This window comes from Flavobacterium sp. TAB 87, from assembly GCF_001529295.1.
Taxonomy (GTDB): domain Bacteria; phylum Bacteroidota; class Bacteroidia; order Flavobacteriales; family Flavobacteriaceae; genus Flavobacterium.
In genome coordinates this window covers 724496-745952 of record NZ_LLWK01000038.1, presented here as the reverse complement: position 1 = coordinate 745952, position 21457 = coordinate 724496, and the positions used below count along the sequence as shown (strand labels likewise).

At 36.5% G+C, this 21457-nt stretch carries 11 protein-coding genes; 7 read left to right on the top strand and 4 right to left on the bottom strand.

Annotated elements, in window-relative coordinates; genetic code table 11:
- Positions 1-2 precede the first annotated feature (2 nt).
- Genes AP058_RS15330 through AP058_RS15315 form a run of 4 tightly spaced genes read right to left on the bottom strand, consistent with a single transcriptional unit; the run spans position 3 to position 9150 of the window.
- On the bottom strand, positions 3-3344 hold the full coding sequence (locus tag AP058_RS15330; RefSeq protein WP_082706674.1) for an alpha-amylase family glycosyl hydrolase: 3342 nt from the start codon (positions 3342-3344) through the stop codon (positions 3-5).
- A gap of 59 nt (positions 3345-3403) precedes the next feature.
- The gene (locus AP058_RS15325; protein WP_066312833.1) at positions 3404-4504 is read right to left on the bottom strand and encodes a SusE domain-containing protein; all 1101 of its coding nucleotides are present in this window, start codon (positions 4502-4504) and stop codon (positions 3404-3406) included.
- A 24-nt stretch (positions 4505-4528) separates the two neighbouring features.
- Entirely contained in the window at positions 4529-6136 is a 1608-nt protein-coding gene (locus AP058_RS15320) for a RagB/SusD family nutrient uptake outer membrane protein (protein WP_066312826.1), read from the bottom strand.
- Positions 6137-6174: 38 nt separating this feature from the next.
- On the bottom strand, positions 6175-9150 hold the full coding sequence (locus AP058_RS15315; protein ID WP_066312825.1) for a TonB-dependent receptor: 2976 nt from the start codon (positions 9148-9150) through the stop codon (positions 6175-6177).
- A gap of 239 nt (positions 9151-9389) precedes the next feature.
- Here AP058_RS15315 and AP058_RS15310 point away from each other — a divergent pair, with 239 nt between their 5' ends.
- From AP058_RS15310 to AP058_RS15275, 7 genes are all read left to right on the top strand, one after another.
- On the top strand, positions 9390-10412 hold the full coding sequence (locus tag AP058_RS15310; RefSeq protein WP_066312824.1) for a LacI family DNA-binding transcriptional regulator: 1023 nt from the start codon (positions 9390-9392) through the stop codon (positions 10410-10412).
- 176 nt (positions 10413-10588) lie between these two features.
- Entirely contained in the window at positions 10589-11938 is a 1350-nt protein-coding gene (locus AP058_RS15305; RefSeq protein ID WP_066312822.1) for an MFS transporter, read from the top strand.
- Between the two features lie 20 nt (positions 11939-11958).
- Positions 11959-12621, top strand: coding sequence for a beta-phosphoglucomutase (gene pgmB / locus AP058_RS15300; RefSeq protein WP_066312815.1), 663 nt, complete (start codon positions 11959-11961; stop codon positions 12619-12621).
- Positions 12622-12733: 112 nt separating this feature from the next.
- The gene (locus AP058_RS15295; protein WP_066312813.1) at positions 12734-15034 is read left to right on the top strand and encodes a glycoside hydrolase family 65 protein; all 2301 of its coding nucleotides are present in this window, start codon (positions 12734-12736) and stop codon (positions 15032-15034) included.
- A 121-nt stretch (positions 15035-15155) separates the two neighbouring features.
- The gene (locus AP058_RS15290) at positions 15156-17270 is read left to right on the top strand and encodes a glycoside hydrolase family 97 protein (protein ID WP_066312811.1); all 2115 of its coding nucleotides are present in this window, start codon (positions 15156-15158) and stop codon (positions 17268-17270) included.
- Positions 17271-17449: 179 nt separating this feature from the next.
- Positions 17450-19330: a glycoside hydrolase family 13 protein gene (locus AP058_RS15280; RefSeq protein WP_066312801.1), complete on the top strand. Its 1881-nt coding sequence runs from the start codon at positions 17450-17452 to the stop codon at positions 19328-19330.
- Between the two features lie 422 nt (positions 19331-19752).
- On the top strand, positions 19753-21456 hold the full coding sequence (locus tag AP058_RS15275; RefSeq protein ID WP_082706673.1) for an amidohydrolase: 1704 nt from the start codon (positions 19753-19755) through the stop codon (positions 21454-21456).
- Position 21457 lies beyond the last annotated feature (1 nt).

The window sequence follows — 21457 nt, the reverse complement described above, 5'->3', positions numbered from 1 at the left end:
TTCTACTTTTTTATGATTTTTACTATTGACGGAGTGTCCAACTCTATTTTAACGAAATAGATTCCTGCGGATTGGTTATCTAAATTCATCTGTATTTTGTTATTAGCCACAGGATACATTTTTTTTGAAAGAAGTGTTCCAGCAGTATTATAAATTCCAATTTCCACTTCTCGTTCTGAAGTAGTAACCGAAACTTCAAAACTTCCAGAGGTAGGATTTGGAAATAACTTTACTTCTTTTGACCATGTATCTATACTTTTTGAAAAAACACCTTCACAGGCTTTAGCTGTTTTTACCTCTATTAAATCTCCTTTCTCGACCGCAACCAGAAAAGACGAATTACTAGTTTCAAACTGCTCTGATCCGTTTATTGAAATTTGAAATGGAGCAGTACCCTCAAAAATTTCGATCACTACTTTGTCGGCAACAACAGAAGACTTTCCAGTAATCGTAGCTCCTTTTTGAATAGTGATTGTGTAGCATTGCTCGTAGGATTCGCCTTCGACACCAATGCATAGCGAATAGACATTGGGAGCTAAGCCATCTACTGAAAATGTATTATTTACAAAAGAATAAGATGCTCCATTTAGTGTAGCTGTATACTTGTGAGCTTCTAAGGCAGAGACACTTATCGAACCGTTGTTTTTATTGAGGCACGATTCTCCTTTTGATTCAATGGTAAAATTATTTTTGGGTAAAGAAAAATTGGGCGTACTAAAATCCAAGCTTGTTTTCTGGTTTCCAAAAACTCTAAATCCTCCAGCTGGAATGGCAACGGTCATGTTTAAATCGGTTACAATCAGCGCCTTATTATCCATTAAATTGTACCAAGTTCCTACATATGGAAAACCTGTAACTACTTCTTTATTGGTTACATCAAAATTAGCTAGTACCAAGACATCTTTTAGTGCTGTCGCTACTAAGTTGTTGTTGGTAATTTTTATATTAGGCAGTAAAGAACTGCTATTTGCAACGGTAGCTGTACCTAAAAACACAGGCTCTGTTGTTTTTAAAGCGATCATATTAGACCAATTTTTATGAACAGCGCTTCTATTGGTATCTGCCAACCAATTATTTGTCCATTGTGGCTGCGGCTTGGTGTCTAATTTACAATCTCCAGGCAAAGCTGCCGAATTATCATTTACAGTGCCGTTATTGCAAGAAAAGATGGAAGTATCCCAACCTAAATCTCCAAAATGCCAAATCATTTTTGGACCCGGAATCAATAATGAAACCGCTCCTATTGCTGACATTCGAGACAAACCAATATTGAGATCTTTGACGTTATGGGAAGCATTGGAACTATTGCCGTCTTTTTTAGCATAATACATCAAGCGTTCTTCGTCATGACTTTCGGGATATCCAATTAGTCTATTCGCAGTAAAACCACGACTCGTATTAGTCATTCCTGAAATGTTTCCTGCGTATCCTTTTGCAAGTTTTCCGTACTCATTATTCATGTTCCCCCACATCATCACTCCCTTACTTGGAGTCTCGGCAATTCGATAATTTGCCCATTGTTGTTCTTCGGTAGCACTTCCTAAATGTTCGAAAATAGCGTAATGTGTTGGATCTAAACTCCAAGAATAATCAGCATACAATTTCAGCACATCTACTCTATCTTGCTGATAGGAATTGGTGCAACTTTCATCGGCAGCCGTACAATTTTGCGTAAATCCTTTGGTTAAATCCCAACGAAATCCATCAATTTTATATTCTTGAACCCATTGTTTAATTACACGTTGAACATAATTTTGAGTTCTAGGAGATTGGTGATTGAAATCTTCGCCTACATTATACGTGTGTTTTGCTACAGTATTAAAATATGGATTTTCTGTTGTTGGCGAACCAAAACCATCACCATCAGGATCGTTCATCCACATACGAACCATCGGATTGCGACCAAAAGCATGATTTAAAGCCACATCTAAAATGACCGCGATTCCGTTTTGATGGCACAAATCGATTAACTCTTTCAACTTGTCCGAACTACCATAAAATTTATCCAAAGCCATGTGAAACGAAGTGTTGTATCCCCAACTTTCGTTGCCTTCAAATTCCATTACAGGCAATAGCTCAATCGCATTTATTTTAAGACTTTTAAAATAATCCATTTTATTTATTAGATCTTGAAAATTTCGATTCGCATCAAAATCCCGAACTAAAACTTCGTATACTACCAGATTATCTTTGGCTGGTTTTACAAAATTAGTCACTTGCCACTTGTATGGCATTTGACCCGTTTTTAAAACAGTAACTTCAAATTGTTGTCCTACCGGATAAACAGGCATATTTGGATAACTTGGAGTCGGAATTCCCGCATCGTCAAATGGTGACAATACCAAAGTCGAGTACGGATCTGCAGTTTTTACCATTGCAGGTGATCCTGCTAAAGGAGTTGCATCGACCACCCAATATTGATACGTATAATTGGTTCCCGAAACTAATCCTGTTAGTGTCAACCAAAACTTTCCGGTCGTTGGGTCTTTTTTCATAGCATAAGCCGATGAAGGTTGCCAATTATTAAAACTTCCTGCTACATAAACAAAATCTTTTAACGGTGCATCTAGAACCAAAGTCACTTTTGCGGCGTCTAAATTGTCATAATTAATTCCGTCTACTAATCCAGTAGGCAGTACTTCAGAAACAGTATTTAAATGAACAACAACTGAGAATTTTTTAGTACTTACTGTTGTACCCTGTGTAACCGTTAATTCATAATTTTGGTTGGCTGTAACCGCAGATTGGGTATACGAGTACGAAGCGGTGCTTGAATTGGAATTTAGTATCGTGCCATTTGACGTTAAACTATAACTCGCGTTTCCGTTGGTATTGGTTGCAGCAATGGTAAAGCTTGCTCCAGAAGTAAGAACGGTAGTGCTATTTTGCACAGGCGAAGTTAAATTGACTTGAAACGAGCCAACCTCAACCAAAATATCTTGTGATTTCTTATCGTCAGTACCATTCTTAGCTTTTACTAAAAACCCGATTTTTCCTATTCCTGTTATATTGTAGTAAGTCGTTGGAGTAATTGTTTTGGTATACGTATCTGTGGCCGCATTGTATGTAAATTTACTTGCTTCGCTTGATGCTGTCCAGTCTCCATTGTTTGGAGTTCCTTTTTGAGTGGTGTCATCTGTATCAAAAGCCCAAGCCCATAAATACAAAGAATTATCTGTTATACCCCAAGAAGATTCGTTGATGCTGTTGCCGTTTATTGTTATGACAACCGATTGAGTTTCCTCAAAAGTGGCAGGCGTTACCGCATAGGTAACTTGTTGTTGTTTTTGGGCTGTGGTTAAAACCGTAAACAACGCGAATAGAAATAGTAGAACTTTTTTCATAATCTATAAGTTAAAAAAAAGGCTATCTTATTCAGATAGCCTTTCAATATGTTTACTCTTTATTCTTGGTTAGGAATCATCAAGTAGCTTCCGTCTAAATCATTAAAATAAATTAAATATTTAGATTTTATCACCGGAATATTGTCTCCTGTTCCTCCACCAGAGAAAGTAGTTTTTCCTCCCCAACTTACATCCCAAGCATCATTTGCTCTAAATTTTGCTTCTCCATCGTTTAAGGCAGTTACACCTAAAGTCCAGATATGAGAATTAAAAGTAGATTGAGTCATTGCGGTAGATCCATCCCATCCTTTTGCAGTACTACTTCCAATCAGTCCAACTGTTGCATACGACTGCGCAGCTGCAGCATCAAAAGCTACCAAAGTATATGCTAATGTTTCTGTATTCATTTTAAAAGTATAGTATCCGTCTGTAGGAATAGCAAAATTTGCAGGATCAGCGTCAGCGTCTGTATTTCTTGGTGCCATTTTTACGCCATCAGCTTTTCCAAGCATTGGTGTCCAGCTACCGGGATTAGAAATTACTTTGAATTCTCCTTTTTTGAAGAAACCAGTATACATGTATTCTTTTGGATTTGTACCACTTCTGAATAAAGGTTGGTTTCCTTTGTTATTATCCCAACCCGAAACAGTTGCGTCTCCAACAAAATACCAGTCCGTAAATTCGTAAGCAATTAGTCCTGAGTATGTATTTATACTTATTGTTAATGGAACTGCAGATACCATTGGTACTCCGCCAGAAACGCTAGACATTACTTTTAAGTCAAATTGTTTTGCTTCGCCAGGAACTGCTCCTAATTCGATTGCTGCTTGGTTTAAGTTTTTCACACTTACCGAAGCTTGTGTACTATTGCTTGCGGTAGCCAAGGTTTGTGGTGCTGTAAAATCTCCACCGGCAACATCCATTAATAATGTATAATCTACGACAACATTATCTGAGTAAGTGGCTGCCGACCATACAAAACGTTCTGCCGGATTTGTCGCATTTTCTTCAACTAAAACAAACTGTTTGTCGGTTTCTGGCGCAACAAATTCTGGCGTAGTTCCTTTTTCAATAACTGGTCTGTTCTCGACATCATCGGCAGAACACGAAACCGCAAGAATGCTTACAAATGCGATTAAAATTTTGTGTATATTTTTCATTTTGTTAGGTATTAAATTTGGTTGTTAGTATCCTGTATTTTGTTTTAATGTTGGGTTTGCCTGAATTGCTGTAGCAGGAATTGGCATTAAATTTCGGTACGATGCTGTAGCAGAACCGCTTTGAACTCCACCTTTCCATTCCCAAACTTTATCTCCGCCTGTAAATTTTCCAAAACGAATTAAATCGGTTCTTCTGTGGCATTCCCAAAACAATTCACGACCTCTTTCATCTAAAATAAAATTAAGGTTCATGTTTCCTGCAGTAATTGCGGTAGCATTTGCTCTAGTTCTCAATTGATTTACATAACCAACTGCAGTACCCATATCGGCACCAGCTGCGCCTCTTACGGCGCATTCAGCATACATTAAATACATGTCTGACAAACGAAACATGGGAAAATCGGTATCTGGAATATCATTACGCTGTGCTTTTGAACCGTCTGATTTTACGTTTGTAAATTTAGTAACCGCATAACCATCTGTAAATGTTCCAACATTGGTGATGCTCAAGTTTTGTCCATCTGTATAAAAAGTTCCTCTTTTATCTGCAGTAGCAGTTTCATCTGGAAAAAGAGACACAAACTCTTTACGAGTTCTGATTCCTTGCCATCCACCATCCATACCTTGAGCGGCAGCGTCCATACTTCCACCAATTGAGGCGTGTAAAATAAAGCTCATTCCACCACCTGTAGGTCTAATCGCATTACCATCGGCTACAATAGGAAAAATAAATTCGCTTTGTGCCCCATTGGTATTATTGTCTGCAGCAAAAAGATTTTTGTACGGAACATTTGCAATAGTATAGCCCGAGTTATTAATTACATCTGTGGCTAGTTTTGCAGCTTCACCGTACATTTCTGTACCTGTATATACTTTTGCATTTAAATAAATTTGTGCCAATAAAAATTTAGCTGCTGTTTTATCAATACGACCGTATTCATTTGCTTTTGAAGCTACTAAACTTGCATCTAGATCTTTCAATTCACTTTCGATGAAAGCAAAAACTTCTGCTCTTGTTTTTTGTTCTGGATAGTAAAATCCAACAGGATCATTTTCTGTTGTAATTGGCACATTTCCAAATAAATCCATCAAGTTGTAATACGAGAAGGCTCTTAAAAAACGAGCTTCTGCTCTAAAATTTGCAATCTCTGCTTTCAGGTTGGCGTCTACTGCGCGAGCGTCTAACTTCTCATCGGTTGTTTGTCTTAAAAATTCATTAGACAAACTGATTTCATAAAAAGCTCTAGAATACACTCCGTATAAAAACTCATTGGCTGGCGCCCATTTTTGAGTGTTCATTGTCGGTAAGGTTCCATCTGCCCAAGCAATAATTGCTTCGTCAGTAGTAAATTCTTGCATTACAAAAAGCAAACGCAAGTAACTGCTAAAATCCCCTCCAATTCCAGAAATATCTGGCTTTCCATCTCCATCGTTACCTCCGACAAAAAGTCCAGAATACAATTTGGCTAATACTTGTTTGTACGAAGCTGGATCTTGAAAGAATGTTTCAGATAAAAACTCATCATCGTCTTTTGGAGTTACATCCAAATCACTCGTGCATGAGGTAAGCGTCAGATTTAATCCTAAAACTAGTAGGAGAAAATAAGATATATATTTAAATGATAGTTTCATTTTATTTATTTTTTTAATTATTTCAAAATAGTTCCGAATTAGAATGATGCGTTTACACCAAACAAATAAGTTCGAGCTCTTGGATAAATGTTACCATCTATACCATTGAATTTCTCTGGATCTAAACCGTTGTATTTTGTTAAGGTGAACACATTTTGCACTCCTGCAGAAAAACGAAGGGAAGCCACTTGCAAAATAGATTTATCAAGAGTATATCCAACAGTAACATTGTCTAACTTGACAAAAGAGGCGTCTTTAATAAAATAATCAGAGAAATAGCGCTGCGTTCCGTTGTCTTCAAAATTAAATCCGGTGTTGTAGTAATCAACAGCTATGTTTGATAAGTCGCTATCTCTACGCAATCCTGCGTCAGAATATCCTTTATCAGAACTAATGTTATCAAAAATATAGTTCCCCATACTTGCTCTCCAGTTCATTGTAAAATCAAATTGCTTGTAGCTTAAAGTACTAAACAATCCAAAAGTATAATCTGGCGCTGGTTTGTGATTGCGGTAACGATCTTGTGTATCAATAACACCATCTTGGTTTCTATCTACATAAGCACCTTGAATAGGTCTTTTGTCTGCATCATACAATTGCTCGTATACATAGAATGAGTTTGGCGCAAAACCAATCGTATTAATTTGAACTTTGTTATTTGTTCCTCCCGCAATATTATCACCCGTTGTGTATCCTTGAAAACCTGGAACTGTGATTCCTAAATTGGTGATTTCTTGTTTAATGAAAGTCGTATTGAACGCTAAGTTCCAAGTCAAATTATCATTTTTAACCACATCCGATTCAATACTGAACTCTACACCTTGCGTACGTAAATCACCAATATTTGCAAAACCAGCATTTCTTAAATTTGCTCCATCAGGATAAGCGATGTATGCTAATAAGTCGTTTGATTTTTTATCAAAATAGTTAATCGAACCTGTAATTCTATCGTTAATGTATCCGTAATCGATACCAACGTTAAACTCGTTTACCTCTTCCCATTTTATACTTTCGTTGTAGCCTTCTGTTCTTGCCACAGGATAAATTGTGTTTCCAAAAATGTATTGCGAGTTAATTGTTCCTAAAGAAACACGTCTTAAATAATCGTAAGAAGCATCGATGTCTTGCTGACCTGTTTGACCGTAACCAACTCTTACTTTTAAAGTAGACAACGTTTCATTATCTTTTAAGAATGCTTCATTTGAAATGTTCCAAGCAAATGCACCACCAAAGAAATTAGCCCAACGATTCGCTTCAGAAAAACGAGAAGAACCATCTCTTCTTGCATTCAAAGTCAATAAATAGCGGCTATCAAAACCAAGGTTTAAACGACCAAAGTACGATTGCAAGTTAATATCTGGATCAGTTGCAACATCTTCAACAGGATTAGGCTGTCTGGTTTGTCCAGAAGTGTAACCTTCTCTTTGAAACAATTGGTAGTTGTACCCTGCTGTAGCATCAATTTTAAATAAATTAATGTCTTTTGTATAATTAAAATAAGCATTTAAGTTCTTATTCTGTCTTTCATCTGTAAAGCGAGAATAGCCACCTAAGTTTGTCCAAGCTCCATCACTAAAGTTGGTTGGTTGGTAACCCGAAATACTTTCGTTGCTTACTTCTGTAAATCCACTACTGTCGTATCGGTCAATTCCCATTTCTACAACTGCTCTTAAGTCTTCAAAGAAATGTAATTTATAATCCAAACGAATGTTACCCCATTTTCTAGTTGTTTCAGATCGGTTGTTCGTTTGATTTAACAAAGCAACTGGATTTTTAGCCGCTAATAAATTTACGTTTCCACTAGATTCTAGCCATTCGTAGTAACCGCCGTAACGAGAATTTGAATCGTAAACAGATTGTGTTGGATCAAATCCAATAGCACTTCCAATTACTCTACCTTCATCTTGAAATCTGTTTTTTCCGAAAGATAAGTTTCCGCTAAGGTCAATTTTTAAATGATTGTCGAATAAAACAGGATTTAAAGACAACGAAGTCGTAGTTCTTTCGAAACTAGTGTTCTTTAAAATTCCAGGATTATTTGTGTTTCCAACAGATAAACGCGCTGGCACTTTGTCAAATAAAGAACCGCTTACCGAAATATTGTTATCGGCCGTTAATACGGTATGAAAAATTTCGTCTTGCCAGTTTGTACTAGCAGTTCCCATAATTGCTTTTTGCTTATCCGTTCCGTTTTCATTTACAAAAGTGCGAAATTGATCTGCGCTCAAAACATTTACCGTATTGGCAACCGTATTCACACCCACTTGTGAAGAAAAGTTAACCTTGATACCGCCTTTTGAACCTTTTTTGGTTGTAATAACAATAACTCCATTTGCAGCACGAGAACCGTAAATTGCAGCAGCTGAAGCATCTTTAAGAACTGTAAATGACTCAATATCGTTAGGATCTATGGTAGATAAAATACCTTTTGATCCATCGGGAACCGAATTGCTCAATGGCAATCCATCCAATATAATTAAAGGCTCGTTGGAAGCACTTAACGAAGATCCTCCACGAATACGAATGTCCGCTTTGGCACCTGGTGCTCCACTTCCGGTTACGTTTACACCCGAAATACGTCCGCTAATTAAAGTTTCTGGCGTAACGTTTTGTCCTTTGTTAAAATCTTTAGTAGAGATTTGTGATACAGAGCCTGTTGCGTCTTTTTTCTTAACAGTTCCGTAACCCACTTGCACTACAACTTCTTTCAATTGATTGGCATCTTCGCTTAACGAAATCGATATCGACTTTTGACCAGCAAAAATAACTGTTTGTGTCGTGTAACCGATAAAAGAAAACATGACTTTGTCTCCTTGCTTTACATCGTTTAATGTAAATCTACCATCAAAATCTGTCGATGCTCCCGTAGGAGTTCCTTGTACGTTTATGTTTGCTCCTGGTATAGGTTGTCCAGATGCTTGATCTAGCACAACCCCACTTATAGTATTCTGAGCCAGAATACTGAAAGGCAGTAGTAAAAATAAAAATAACAACTTTTTGTAAATTGCTTTCATCCTTTTTTGTTTAAATATTAGTTTGCGTTTGGTTAATAATTTTTAACTTTTAATTTTACTTCGAATTCCAAATTTATAGATTTATTAACACGCTCGACAAAACGCAATTTTAAAACCATTACGAAAACGTGATAGTGTTGAAAACTTTATTATTTACAGGAGTTTTTGACGATTAAATTATTGATTTTTAAATATTAAAGTACCTTTAATGCGAATATAATTTATATAATAATTATAGTATGAAACGAAAAGTCACCCTTAAACAAATAGCCAAAGAATTAGATGTTTCTATTTCTACGGTCTCCAAATCTTTACGAAACAGTCCCGAAATTGGTGTCGAAACGCGCGAAAAAGTGCAAGCTTTTGCCAAATTTTACAATTATAAGCCCAATAATATCGCCTTAAGTCTCAAGAACCGCAAGACAAAAACCATTGGAATTATCATTCCCGAGATTGTACATCACTTTTTTTCGACAGTTATTAACGGAATAGAACATGTGGCCAATGAAAACGGATACAGTGTAATTATCTGCTTGTCTGATGATTCTTTTGATAAAGAAGTCTTAAATATGGAAATGTTGGCCAATGGAAGTATAGATGGTTTCATTATGTCCTTATCAAAAGAAACACAATTTAAAGCTGATTTTCATCACATTACCGAAGTAATCAATCAAGGAATGCCCGTGGTGATGTTTGATCGCGTTACCAACGAAATTTTATGCGATAAAGTAATTATCGATGATAAATCTGCCGCTTATGAGGCCGTACAAAGTTTAATTGATAAAGGAAGACGACGAATTGCCTTGGTAACTACTGTAGATTATGTGAGTGTTGGTAAATTGAGAACCGATGGCTATGTAAAAGCATTATTGGATAATGGAATTCCGTTTGACGAAGAACTAATTATTAAAATTGAAGATGTAGAAACTTGCGAAATTACTATCTCTCAATTGCTGGAAGACAAATTAATTGATGCAGTCTTTGCAGTGAACGAATTATTTGCGGTAACCATCATTAAAACAGCCAATAAAAGAGGATTAAAAGTTCCCGAAGATTTAGCGGTTATTGCGTTTACTGACGGCATAATTTCTAAATATTCTACCCCAACTATTACAACAGTGAGTCAAAGTGGTGCTAAAATGGGCAATAAAGCGGCACAAATTCTTATTGATCGATTAGAAAATGAAGACGAAAATGAAGATGAAAACTACGTCACTGAAGTCATAGAAACTCACCTTATTGAAAGAGAATCAACCGATTAGTTTCACTCTCATTATAAAAGAATAAAGCCATTAATTATTTTAATGGCTTTTTTGTTTGCGTATGTAAAGAAATTATTTATAAATTTACACCCAGTCAAAACTTTTACTTTTACTTCGAAAAATAAGTTCAGTTTTGATAAGCAAAGCGCTTATCGTATCCAATTCAAATTACGATAATGGAAAAGCGTAGATTAAGTTTCTGGGAAATTTGGAACATGAGTTTCGGATTTCTAGGAATACAAATGGGGTTTGCCCTTCAGAACGCAAACGCTAGTAGAATACTTCAAATATTTGGTGCCGACGTACATGAATTATCTTGGTTTTGGATAATCGCTCCTTTAATGGGCTTGATTGTTCAACCGATCATTGGACATTATAGCGACAAAACTTGGGGACGTTTCGGCCGTAGAAAACCGTTCTTTTTAATTGGAGCTGTTCTCGCCTCGGTAGGATTAATCTTGATGCCGCAAGCCGATATTTTTATTTCTATTCTGCCAGCATTGTGGGTTGGAGCCGGAATGTTAATGATTATGGATGCTTCGTTTAACATTGCCATGGAGCCTTTCCGTGCGCTAGTAGGCGATAATTTGAGAACCGATCAGCGTACCGCAGGATTTAGTATTCAAACTGCATTAATTGGTTTTGGAGCCGTAATTGGTTCTGCTTTACCCTATGTGTTGACCAAATGGTTCGGAATCTCAAATATTTCAGCCACTGGAAGTGTTCCCTATAACTTAACACTGTCTTTCATTATTGGCGCGGTAATTTTAATTGGTTCGATCTTGGTCACCATGGTTACCACCAAAGAATATTCTCCCGAAGAATTGGATGCTTTTAACAATCCGCAAAACAAAATCGAAGTTTCTGAAACCGAGAAATCAAAACTGAGTGATATTTTTACCGATTTTGCGAAAATGCCTACCACAATGCGTCAGCTTAGTTGGGTGCAATTCTTTTCTTGGTTCGGTCTTTTCGGAATGTGGGTTTTTACCACTCCTGCTATTGCGCATCACATTTACGGTCTGCCACTAGACGACACTTCGAGTCAGCAATACCAAGATGCAGCCGACTGGGTCGGAATTTTATTTGGTGTCTACAATTTAGTTTCCGCAATTATTGCTTTGTTTTTCTTACCGTACATCGCCAAAAAAATAGGCCGTAAAGCGACGCACGCCACCTCATTAGTTATTGGTGGGATTGGATTAATCGGAATTTATTTTATGCCGGATGAAAATTGGGTAATTCTACCAATGGTTCTTATAGGGGTAGCTTGGGCAAGCATTTTAGCGATGCCCTATGCCATTCTCGCGGGTTCAATCGCGCCTAAAAAAATGGGCGTTTACATGGGAATTTTCAATTTCTTTATCGTAATACCTCAAATTATAAATGCACTTATCGGCGGACCAATTGTAAAGTACCTGTACAATGGTGATGCTATTTATGCCCTAATTACTAGCGGAGTCAGTTTTTTAATTGCAGCTGCTTTAGTGTACAAAGTAAAAGATGTTGACGACGTTCAACAATAAAAAACCTCAATAAAAAAACAATGAATTCAGTACCTAAAAAAGCATTCATCTTTGATTTAGATGGTGTTATTGTGGATACAGCCAAATACCACTATTTAGCTTGGAAAAAAATTGCGGATGCTTTACAAATTAATTTTACCCACGAACACAACGAACTTTTAAAAGGAGTAAGTCGCATTCGCTCGCTGGATATTATCCTTGAACTAGGAAATATAACGGCCACGGTAGAACAAAAGAACCAATGGTTGGCTCAAAAAAACGCCGATTACTTGTCGTATTTAGTCGACATGGATTCTAGCGAATTGTTGCCAGGCGTTTTGGAGACTTTACAATTTTTAAAAGAAAAAAATCAAGCAATCGTTTTGGGTTCTGCGAGTAAAAATGCACGTCCGATTTTAGAAAAAACAGGAATTATAGATTTGTTTGATGCCGTGGTCGATGGTAATGATGTGACCAACGCCAAGCCAGATCCTGAAGTTTTTTTAATAGGCGCTCAAAAGGTAAATATTATACCAGAAAATGCAATTGTTTTTGAAGATGCAGTTGCCGGAATTCAAGCAGCCAATGCCGCCCAAATGATTAGTGTTGGTATCGGCAAAGCTGAGATATTAAATGAAGCGCATTACGTTTTTACAGACTTTAATGAAATGGGGTTAGCATTTATTGAGAAACTAATTAAATAATTGAAATATTTAATTATTGAAATATTAAAAAAATTAATGATTTAAGGACTGAACATTTGAAGTATAAATTCTTTAAAATCATAAATTCTTAAATCTTTAAATCATAAAAAAAATGAATCAAGATTATATACAGCCAGACAATTGGTCCATAATTGAAGAAGGATTTGATGCCGAGAGAGTAAAATCGTCTGAGAGTCTTTTTAGTATCGGCAACGGTGCTATGGGACAGCGTGCCAATTTTGAAGAAAAATATACGGGAGAGACCTTTCAAGGAAGTTATATTGCGGGTATCTATTATCCTGACAAGACCAAAGTGGGCTGGTGGAAGAATGGCTATCCAAAATATTTCGCAAAAGTATTGAACGCACCCAACTGGATCGGAATTGATGTTGAAATCAACGAAGAGAAATTGGATTTAAACACTTGCGTGAAAGTAAATCATTTTCGCCGTGAATTAAATATGAAGGAAGGTTGGTACAATCGTTCTTTTGAAGCTACTTTGCAAAACGGAACCGAAATTGCCGTCAATGTGCGTCGTTTTCTTTCGTTAAATCTAGATGAGGTTGGCGTGATTAAGTATGCTATTACTCCTTTAAATAAAGATGCTAAAATTATTTTTAAACCTTATATCGATGCTGGTGTTACCAACGAAGATGCCAATTGGGATGAAAAATTCTGGGAACCTCTAGAAGTAAAAAAATCTGGAAATGAAGCTTTTGTAACGGCTCAAACCTTTAAAACTCATTTTAAAGTCACTACTTTTATGCACAACAGCATTTTTAGTAATGGCGAAATAAGTCACATCTCGGCTTCTTCGACAGATACAACTGCCGAAAAAGCACAGTATACGTATGGAACTATTGCTGGAAAAGGTAAAACCGCAACCATCCAGAAAATTGGTGGCTACACGGTTTCTCTAAACCACAGTAACACACAAATTGCTGCTGAAAAAGTGATTAAAGAAGCCTTAAATAAAGGGTATGATCAATTGTTGGCGGAACAAATTGAAGCTTGGGGAAAAATTTGGGAAATGTCAGACATTACAATTGATGGTGATGTCAAAGCACAACAAGGAATTCGCTTTAACATTTTTCAGCTCAATCAAACCTATTTGGGTAAAGACAGCCGCTTGAACATCGGACCAAAAGGTTTCACGGGCGAAAAATATGGCGGTTCAACCTATTGGGATACCGAGGCCTATTGCATTCCGTTTTACATGGCGACCAAAGACCAGCAAGTGGCGCGTAATTTATTGACGTACCGTTACAATCAATTGGATAAGGCGATTGAAAACGCTCAAAATAATTTAGGTTTTAAAGACGGAGCGGCGCTGTACCCAATGGTTACTATGAATGGTGAAGAATGCCACAACGAATGGGAAATCACACACGAAGAAATTCACCGAAATGGAGCGATTGCTTTTGCGATTTTCAATTACAACCGCTACACAGGAGATTACTCGTATATTCCTGAAAAAGGATTAGAAGTACTGATTGCAATTGCCCGTTTCTGGCACCAAAGAGCGACTTTTTCTGAACCTAAAAAGCAATATGTAATATTAGGAGTTACGGGTCCCAACGAGTACGAGAACAACATCAATAATAATTTTTACACCAATTATATTGCCAAATGGTGCATTGATTATGCAGCAAAGCAAATCGAAAAAGTGAAGAACGAATACAATTCGGACTTCTGTCGCATCATTGAAAAAACAAATTTATCAGAACTTGAAATTTCGAAATGGAAAAAAGTGGCTGATACTATGTACTTTCCAAAATCAGAGAAATTAGGCGTTTATTTGCAACAAGACGGATTTCTAGATAAAGAGTTAGTTCCTGTAAAAGAGTTAGATAAAGCACAGCGACCGATCAATCAAAAATGGTCTTGGGATCGTGTACTTCGTTCACCGTATATCAAGCAAGCCGATGTGTTGCAATGTTTTTATTTCTTTGAAGATCACTTTTCGAAAGAAGAATTACAACGCAATTTCGAATTTTACGAAGCATTTACGGTTCATGAAAGCTCACTGTCGCCTTGTGTCCACTCCATTCAAGCTGCGGCTTTAGACAAAATGGATATGGCGTATCAATTTTATTTAAGAACTTCTCGTCTTGATTTAGATGATTACAATAAAGAAGTCGAAGAAGGTTGTCACATTACTTCAATGGCGGGAACTTGGATGAGTATTGTAGAAGGTTTTGGTGGCATGCGTGTTAAAAATGACGAACTGCATTTTGCGCCAAAAATTCCAAAAGAATGGAAGGCATATTCATTTAAAATTAATTTCAGAAATCAAATTCTGAAAGTGAATGTAAGTCACAGCGGCAATCAATTTACAGTGGATGGCGATCAAGATTTAACGATAATTGTAAACGGAGAAAAAGTCATTGCTGGTCACTCGGTAATGGCGTAAAAAATATTTTGAAGAACTTCTAGTACGTTTTTCATTATAAAGTTAGTTGTGTTAGTTCCTTTTATTTTAAAACAATCCCACTTCATTTTGGGGTTGTTTCATTTTTTTAAATTATACAGATATGAAAAAATTTATTAGTATCCTTTGCATTTGCTTATTGTTCGGAAATTGGGCAATTGCGCAAGACTTAAAATCTCCCGATGGAAAGTTAGTCATGCAGTTTTCGCTTCAAAAAGACGGGACGCCCACTTATGCGTTAACCTACAAAAATAAAGCGGTGATTAAAACCAGTAAGTTGGGATTGGAACTGAAAGATGATAAAAAGTCATTGGTGAATGATTTTACAATTGTCGACAGTAAAAACAGCACTTTTGATGAAACTTGGAAACCAGTTTGGGGCGAAGTCAATCAAATTCGTAACAATTACAATGAATTGGCAGTTACTTTAAATCAAAAAGATACAGAACGTCAAATCATTATTCGCTTTCGTTTATTCAATGAAGGGTTGGGATTTAGATATGAATTTCCATCTCAAAAAAATCTAGTTTATTTTGTAATTAAGGAAGAAAAAAGTCAGTTTGCTATGGCAGGCGATCATACGGCATTTTGGATTCCTGGCGATTACGACACCCAAGAATACGATTACACTGAATCTAAATTATCTGAAATTAGAGGCTTGTCTGAAAAAGCCTATACGGCAAATGTTTCTCAAAAATCATTTTCTACTACCGGAGTTCAGACCTCATTAATGATGAAATCAGCAGATGGTTTGTACATCAATCTACACGAAGCAGCACTTATTAATTATTCGTGCATGCATTTAAATTTAGATGATAAAAACATGATTTTCGAATCGTGGTTAACGCCAGATGCTAAAGGAGATAAAGGATACATGCAAGCGCCAAATCATTCGCCTTGGAGGACCATTATGGTAAGCGATGATGCGCGTACTATTTTAGCATCAAAAATGACATTGAATTTAAATGATCCGTGCAAAATTGAAGATACCTCTTGGATTAAACCAGTAAAATACATTGGTGTTTGGTGGGAAATGATTACAGGAAAAAGCTCTTGGGCTTACACAAACGATTTTCCCTCGGTACAATTGGGCGTGACCGATTATAGCAAAGCCAAACCAAATGGCACCCACGGAGCCAACACCGCTCACGTAAAAGAATACATTGACTTTGCCGCAGAAAATGGTTTTGATGCCGTTTTAGTAGAGGGTTGGAATCAAGGTTGGGAAGATTGGTTCGGTCATTCTAAAGATTATGTTTTTGATTTTGTAACGCCTTACCCCGATTTTGATGTAAAAGGAATTCATGAATATGCCAAATCGAAAGGGGTCCAAATGATGATGCACCACGAAACCTCGAGCTCTGTTCGCAATTACGAACGTCACATGGACAAAGCGTATCAATTTATGAACGACAATGGATACACTTCAGTCAAAAGTGGTTATGTAGGTGATATTTTACCAAGAGGTGAAAACCATTACAGCCAATGGATAGTCAATCATTATCAGTATGCTATTGAAAAAGCTGCCGATTATAAAATAATGGTTAATGCACACGAAGCGGTTCGCCCAACAGGAATTTCGAGAACGTACCCAAACTTAATTGGAAACGAATCGGCGCGTGGAACAGAATACCAGGCTTTTGGAGGGTCTAAACCAAACCACGTGACTGTTTTACCTTTTACTCGCTTAATCGGCGGACCAATGGATTACACGCCTGGAATTTTTGAAATGGACGTTAGCAAATTAAACCCAGACAATAATTCGCACGTAAACAGTACTATTGCTAACCAATTGGCTTTGTACGTTACTATGTACAGTCCGTTGCAAATGGCAGCTGATCTTATTGAACATTACAAACAATTTCCAGATGCATTTCAATTCATCAAAGATGTTGCTATCGATTGGGACCAAAGTAACTATATAGAAGCAGAACCAGGGAAATACATTACCGTGGCTCGCAAAGCAAAAGGAACAAACAATTGGTTTGTTGGAAATGTAAATGGAGTGGCGAGCAGAACGTCGAACATTGCATTTGATTTCTTAGAAAAAGGAAAAAAATACACGGCAACTATTTATGCAGATGCAACAGATGCTAATTATAAAACCAATCCGCAAGCGTATACGATACGTACCATCAAGATAACTAGTAAATCAAAATTAGCACAAGTTTCGGCTCCAGGTGGCGGTTATGCCATCAGTATTATAGAAACTAAATAATTTCTAAAGGCAAGTAGTTTCTCCCAAAAAACTACTTGCCTTTTTTTAAATCTGATAGTACCCTGCAAGGTCTTAATTATGATCTTGTAGGCTTTAAAGATAATATAACTATAATTCGAAGGTTTTGTAAACTTTAGAATTAAAGGTTCCGATTTCAATCGCGTTAAAAAATAAAAGCTATGATTACTCAAAAAGCAAATTATCAAACCACCTATTTTATTACTAAAATAATAATAGTACTGCTGTTGTTTGTTACTTCCGCGAAAGCGCAAATTCAGAAAGTAGAACCGCCGTTTTGGTATGCAGGGATGCACAATTCAGAATTGCAAATCATGTTTTACGGAAACAACATTGCAAGCTACGAGCCTTCGATTTCTCCTTCTATAGCGATTACAAAGATCGAAAGAACAGAAAACCCCAATTACGTATTCGTTACAATCGATACCAAAAACAGCAAAGCAACGGAGTACGTGTTTTCATTTAAAAATAAAAAAAACAAAGTAACTTTTACTCAAAAATACAGTCTGAAAGAACGAAGAGCTGATTCTTCTAATCGAGAAAGTTACGATGCTTCGGATGTAATGTATCTAATCATGCCGGATCGTTTTTCCAATGGTAATCCAAAGAATGACAGCAACTCATCGCTAGCCGAAAAAGTAAATCGTGCCTTACCTGGCGGAAGACACGGCGGGGACATTGAAGGAATTATAAAAAACTTAGATTACATCAAAGAATTGGGTGCAACTGCTATATGGAGTACGCCAATGAACGAGGACAGTGACGCAACTTTCTCTTATCATACCTACGCACAATCTGATGTTTATAAAATAGATCCACGTTACGGAACGAATGAAGATTATGTGCGCCTAGCGAACGAAATGCACAAAAAAGACATGAAACTGGTAATGGATTATGTGACCAATCATTGGGGAATTACCCATTGGATGATGAAGGATCTACCCACTAAAAACTGGATCAATCAATTTGAACAGTATACCCAAACGCACCACCGACGCGAAGTTATTACCGATATTCATGCTTCAAAAGGAGATTTAGAAGTGTGTATTGATGGCTGGTTTGTTCCTTCGATGCCAGATTTAAACTTGAGAAGTCCGCTAGTGGCAAAATACTTAACTCAAAATGCCATTTGGTGGATTGAATATGTCAATTTGGATGGATTTAGAGTAGATACTTACAACTATTCTGATCCTACAGCAATGGCAAATTGGGCAAAAGCAGTGACCGACGAATATCCAAACTTTAATATTGTGGGTGAAATCTGGATGCACAATCAGGCGCAATTGTCGTATTGGCAAAAAGACAGTAAAATTGGAGCGATTGAGAACTACAACTCGAATTTGCCAAGTGTAATGGATTTTACTTTTCAAGATCAAATTGGTTCGGTATTTAATGACGATGAGGCGACTTGGGATAATGGTATGATTAAAATTTATAATAATTTTGCTTTGGATTATTTGTATCCTAATCCAAATAATTTATTGGTTTTTGCAGAAAATCACGACACAAACAGAATTAATGATTTATACAAATACGATTTGGCGAAGTATAAATTAGTTATGAGTTTATTGGCGACCGTTCGTGGTATTCCACAATTGTATTACGGTTCAGAAATCGGTATGGGCGGAGACAAAAGCAAAGGAGATGCCGATATTCGTCAAGATTTTCCTGGTGGATGGGAAGGAGATGCTAACAATGCTTTTACTGACGCAGGCAGAACAAGCGTTCAAAGAGAGTATTTCAATTATACATCGAAATTATTTCAATGGCGTAAAACCAATGCTGCGGTTCATACTGGAAAAATGACACATTACATTCCGGAAAATAATATATATGTCTATTACCGTTACAACAACGAGAAAACAGTTATGGTTATCATCAATAATAACAAAACGGTGCAAACCATAAAAACAGATCGTTTTAAACAAAATATCGGAACTTTCACAACGGGCAAAGATGTCATTTCAGATAAAACTATTAATTTAAGATCTGAAATTACAATAGAAGCAAAATCAAGTTTAGTATTAGAATTGGGGAACTAATTCAAGAATACATTTTGGACGAAATATAAAAAAGTCGCAGTGATAAATTTTAATCATTGCGACCTTTGCTTTTTAAGAAGTAGATTATTTTGAATTAAACTACGTATTGAATGCATATAAAAAATAATATATACGGTAAAGTAACCTACTTTTAAAATCTAAAAAAGGTTTTTATTTATAATAGGTAATCACGATCTGCGAGAGAAAAATAAGACTTTCATAATATATTTCACATTCGCTACGACTGTTTTGCTAGGTTAAAAAAAATGGACTCAACGATTTAAAATATATTTTCAGCAATTAAATCTTTTGCAATTTTCTTTTTTGGATAAAAAATGTTTAATTTAATTGAAATTTAAACTGCGGTAGATAAGCTTTTAAAATGCTATGTATTTAGTATTCAATTCTAAAATCCTAAAAAGATGAAAAAAATCATTTATGTAATTGTACTTTTTTCTTTATTCAGCTGTAAAGAAGACAAAGCTATTGTAAGCCAAAATTCAAAGTTATTTTACAATGGTGATATTCTAACGATGGAAGGAGATGAACCAACATATGCCGAAGCAGTAGTTGTTGAAAATGGAAAAATTGTATGGGTGGGAAGTAAAACAGAAGTTCAATCTAAGTACAAAAATTCAGAAGAAATTGACTTGAAAGGTCATACTTTATTACCGGGCTTTATTGATCCGCACAGTCACTTTGGGATGGTTTCCAACACTATGGGTCAAGTAGACTTGAATCCAGAACCAGTGGGAACCGTTAAAAATATCGATGACATTTTGGATAATCTTAAAAAATATAAAGAAAAAAATAATATCGCCGATGGTGAGTGGATTTTTGGTTGGGGCTACGATGATGGGCAATTGGCGGAAAAAAGACATCCAAACAAAAAGGACATTGATAAAGTTTTACCTAATAATCCTGTTTATTTGCAGCATACTAGTGGTCACATGGGCGTTGCCAATACAATGGGTCTTGAGAAATTAAAAATTTCAGCACGATCTAAAAATCCAGATGGTGGTAATATTGATCGTTTTCCTAACTCTCAAGAACCAACGGGACTCGTTCAAGAGACCGCAATGTATCCTTTTGTAAGAGGTATGTTAGAAATTTTAGGCTCTAAACAAGCCGAATATTTTGACACTACTCAAAACTATTACGCTTCGAACGGAATAACAACTGCACAAGATGGGATGACGGATAGAAATACAATTCGATTTTTTCAGTCGCAAGCCGATTCTGGAAAATTCAAAATTGATTTAATTTCGCTTGCGGGCTATTCTGAATTAGACAGTAATTTGGCAGACACTTCACTTAGATTTAAAACCTATAAAAACGGTTTTAAAGTGCAAGGAACCAAAATCGTGGCCGATGGTTCTCCACAAGGCAAAACGGCTTTTTTTAGTAAGCCATTCCTAACCGAAGTTCCTGGCTGCCATCACGATTGCCGTGGTTTACCAAGTTTGACCCAAGACGCATTAAATAAATTGTTTGAAACGGCCTATAATAAAGACAATCAGTTATTTATTCATTGTAATGGTGATGCCACAATTGACATGGCACTATTGGCACATAAAAATGCCTGTGAAAAATTAAAACAACCTTTAGATAAAGACCGAAGAACGATTATTATTCATTCTCAATTTGCGCGACCAGATCAGTTGCAGTTATTTGTAAAATACAATTTGCAACCTTCATTTTTCACGAATCACGCTTATTTTTGGGGTGACGTGCACGTACAAAACTTAGGTAAAGAGCGTGCCGATTTTCTTAGTCCGATGGTTACTGCTAAGAGTTTGGGTTTAAAACCAACCAATCATTCTGATGCTACGGTTACACCAATTAATCCTATTTTCACCGTTTGGACTGCAGTGAATCGCGTATCACGTTCAGGCGCTGTAATTGGTTTAGCCGAAAGAACAACACCTTATTTCGCCTTGCAAGCCATAACCTCTTTTGCCGCTTATGAATTTTTCGATGAAAATTTAAAAGGCACTTTAACCACTGGCAAATTGGCTGACTTTGTGCTCTTAGACAAAAACCCCCTAAAGGTAGATCCTATGGAAATTAAAAATATTCAGGTTTTAGAAACTATTAAAGAAGGAAAAACAATATTCAAAAAATAGG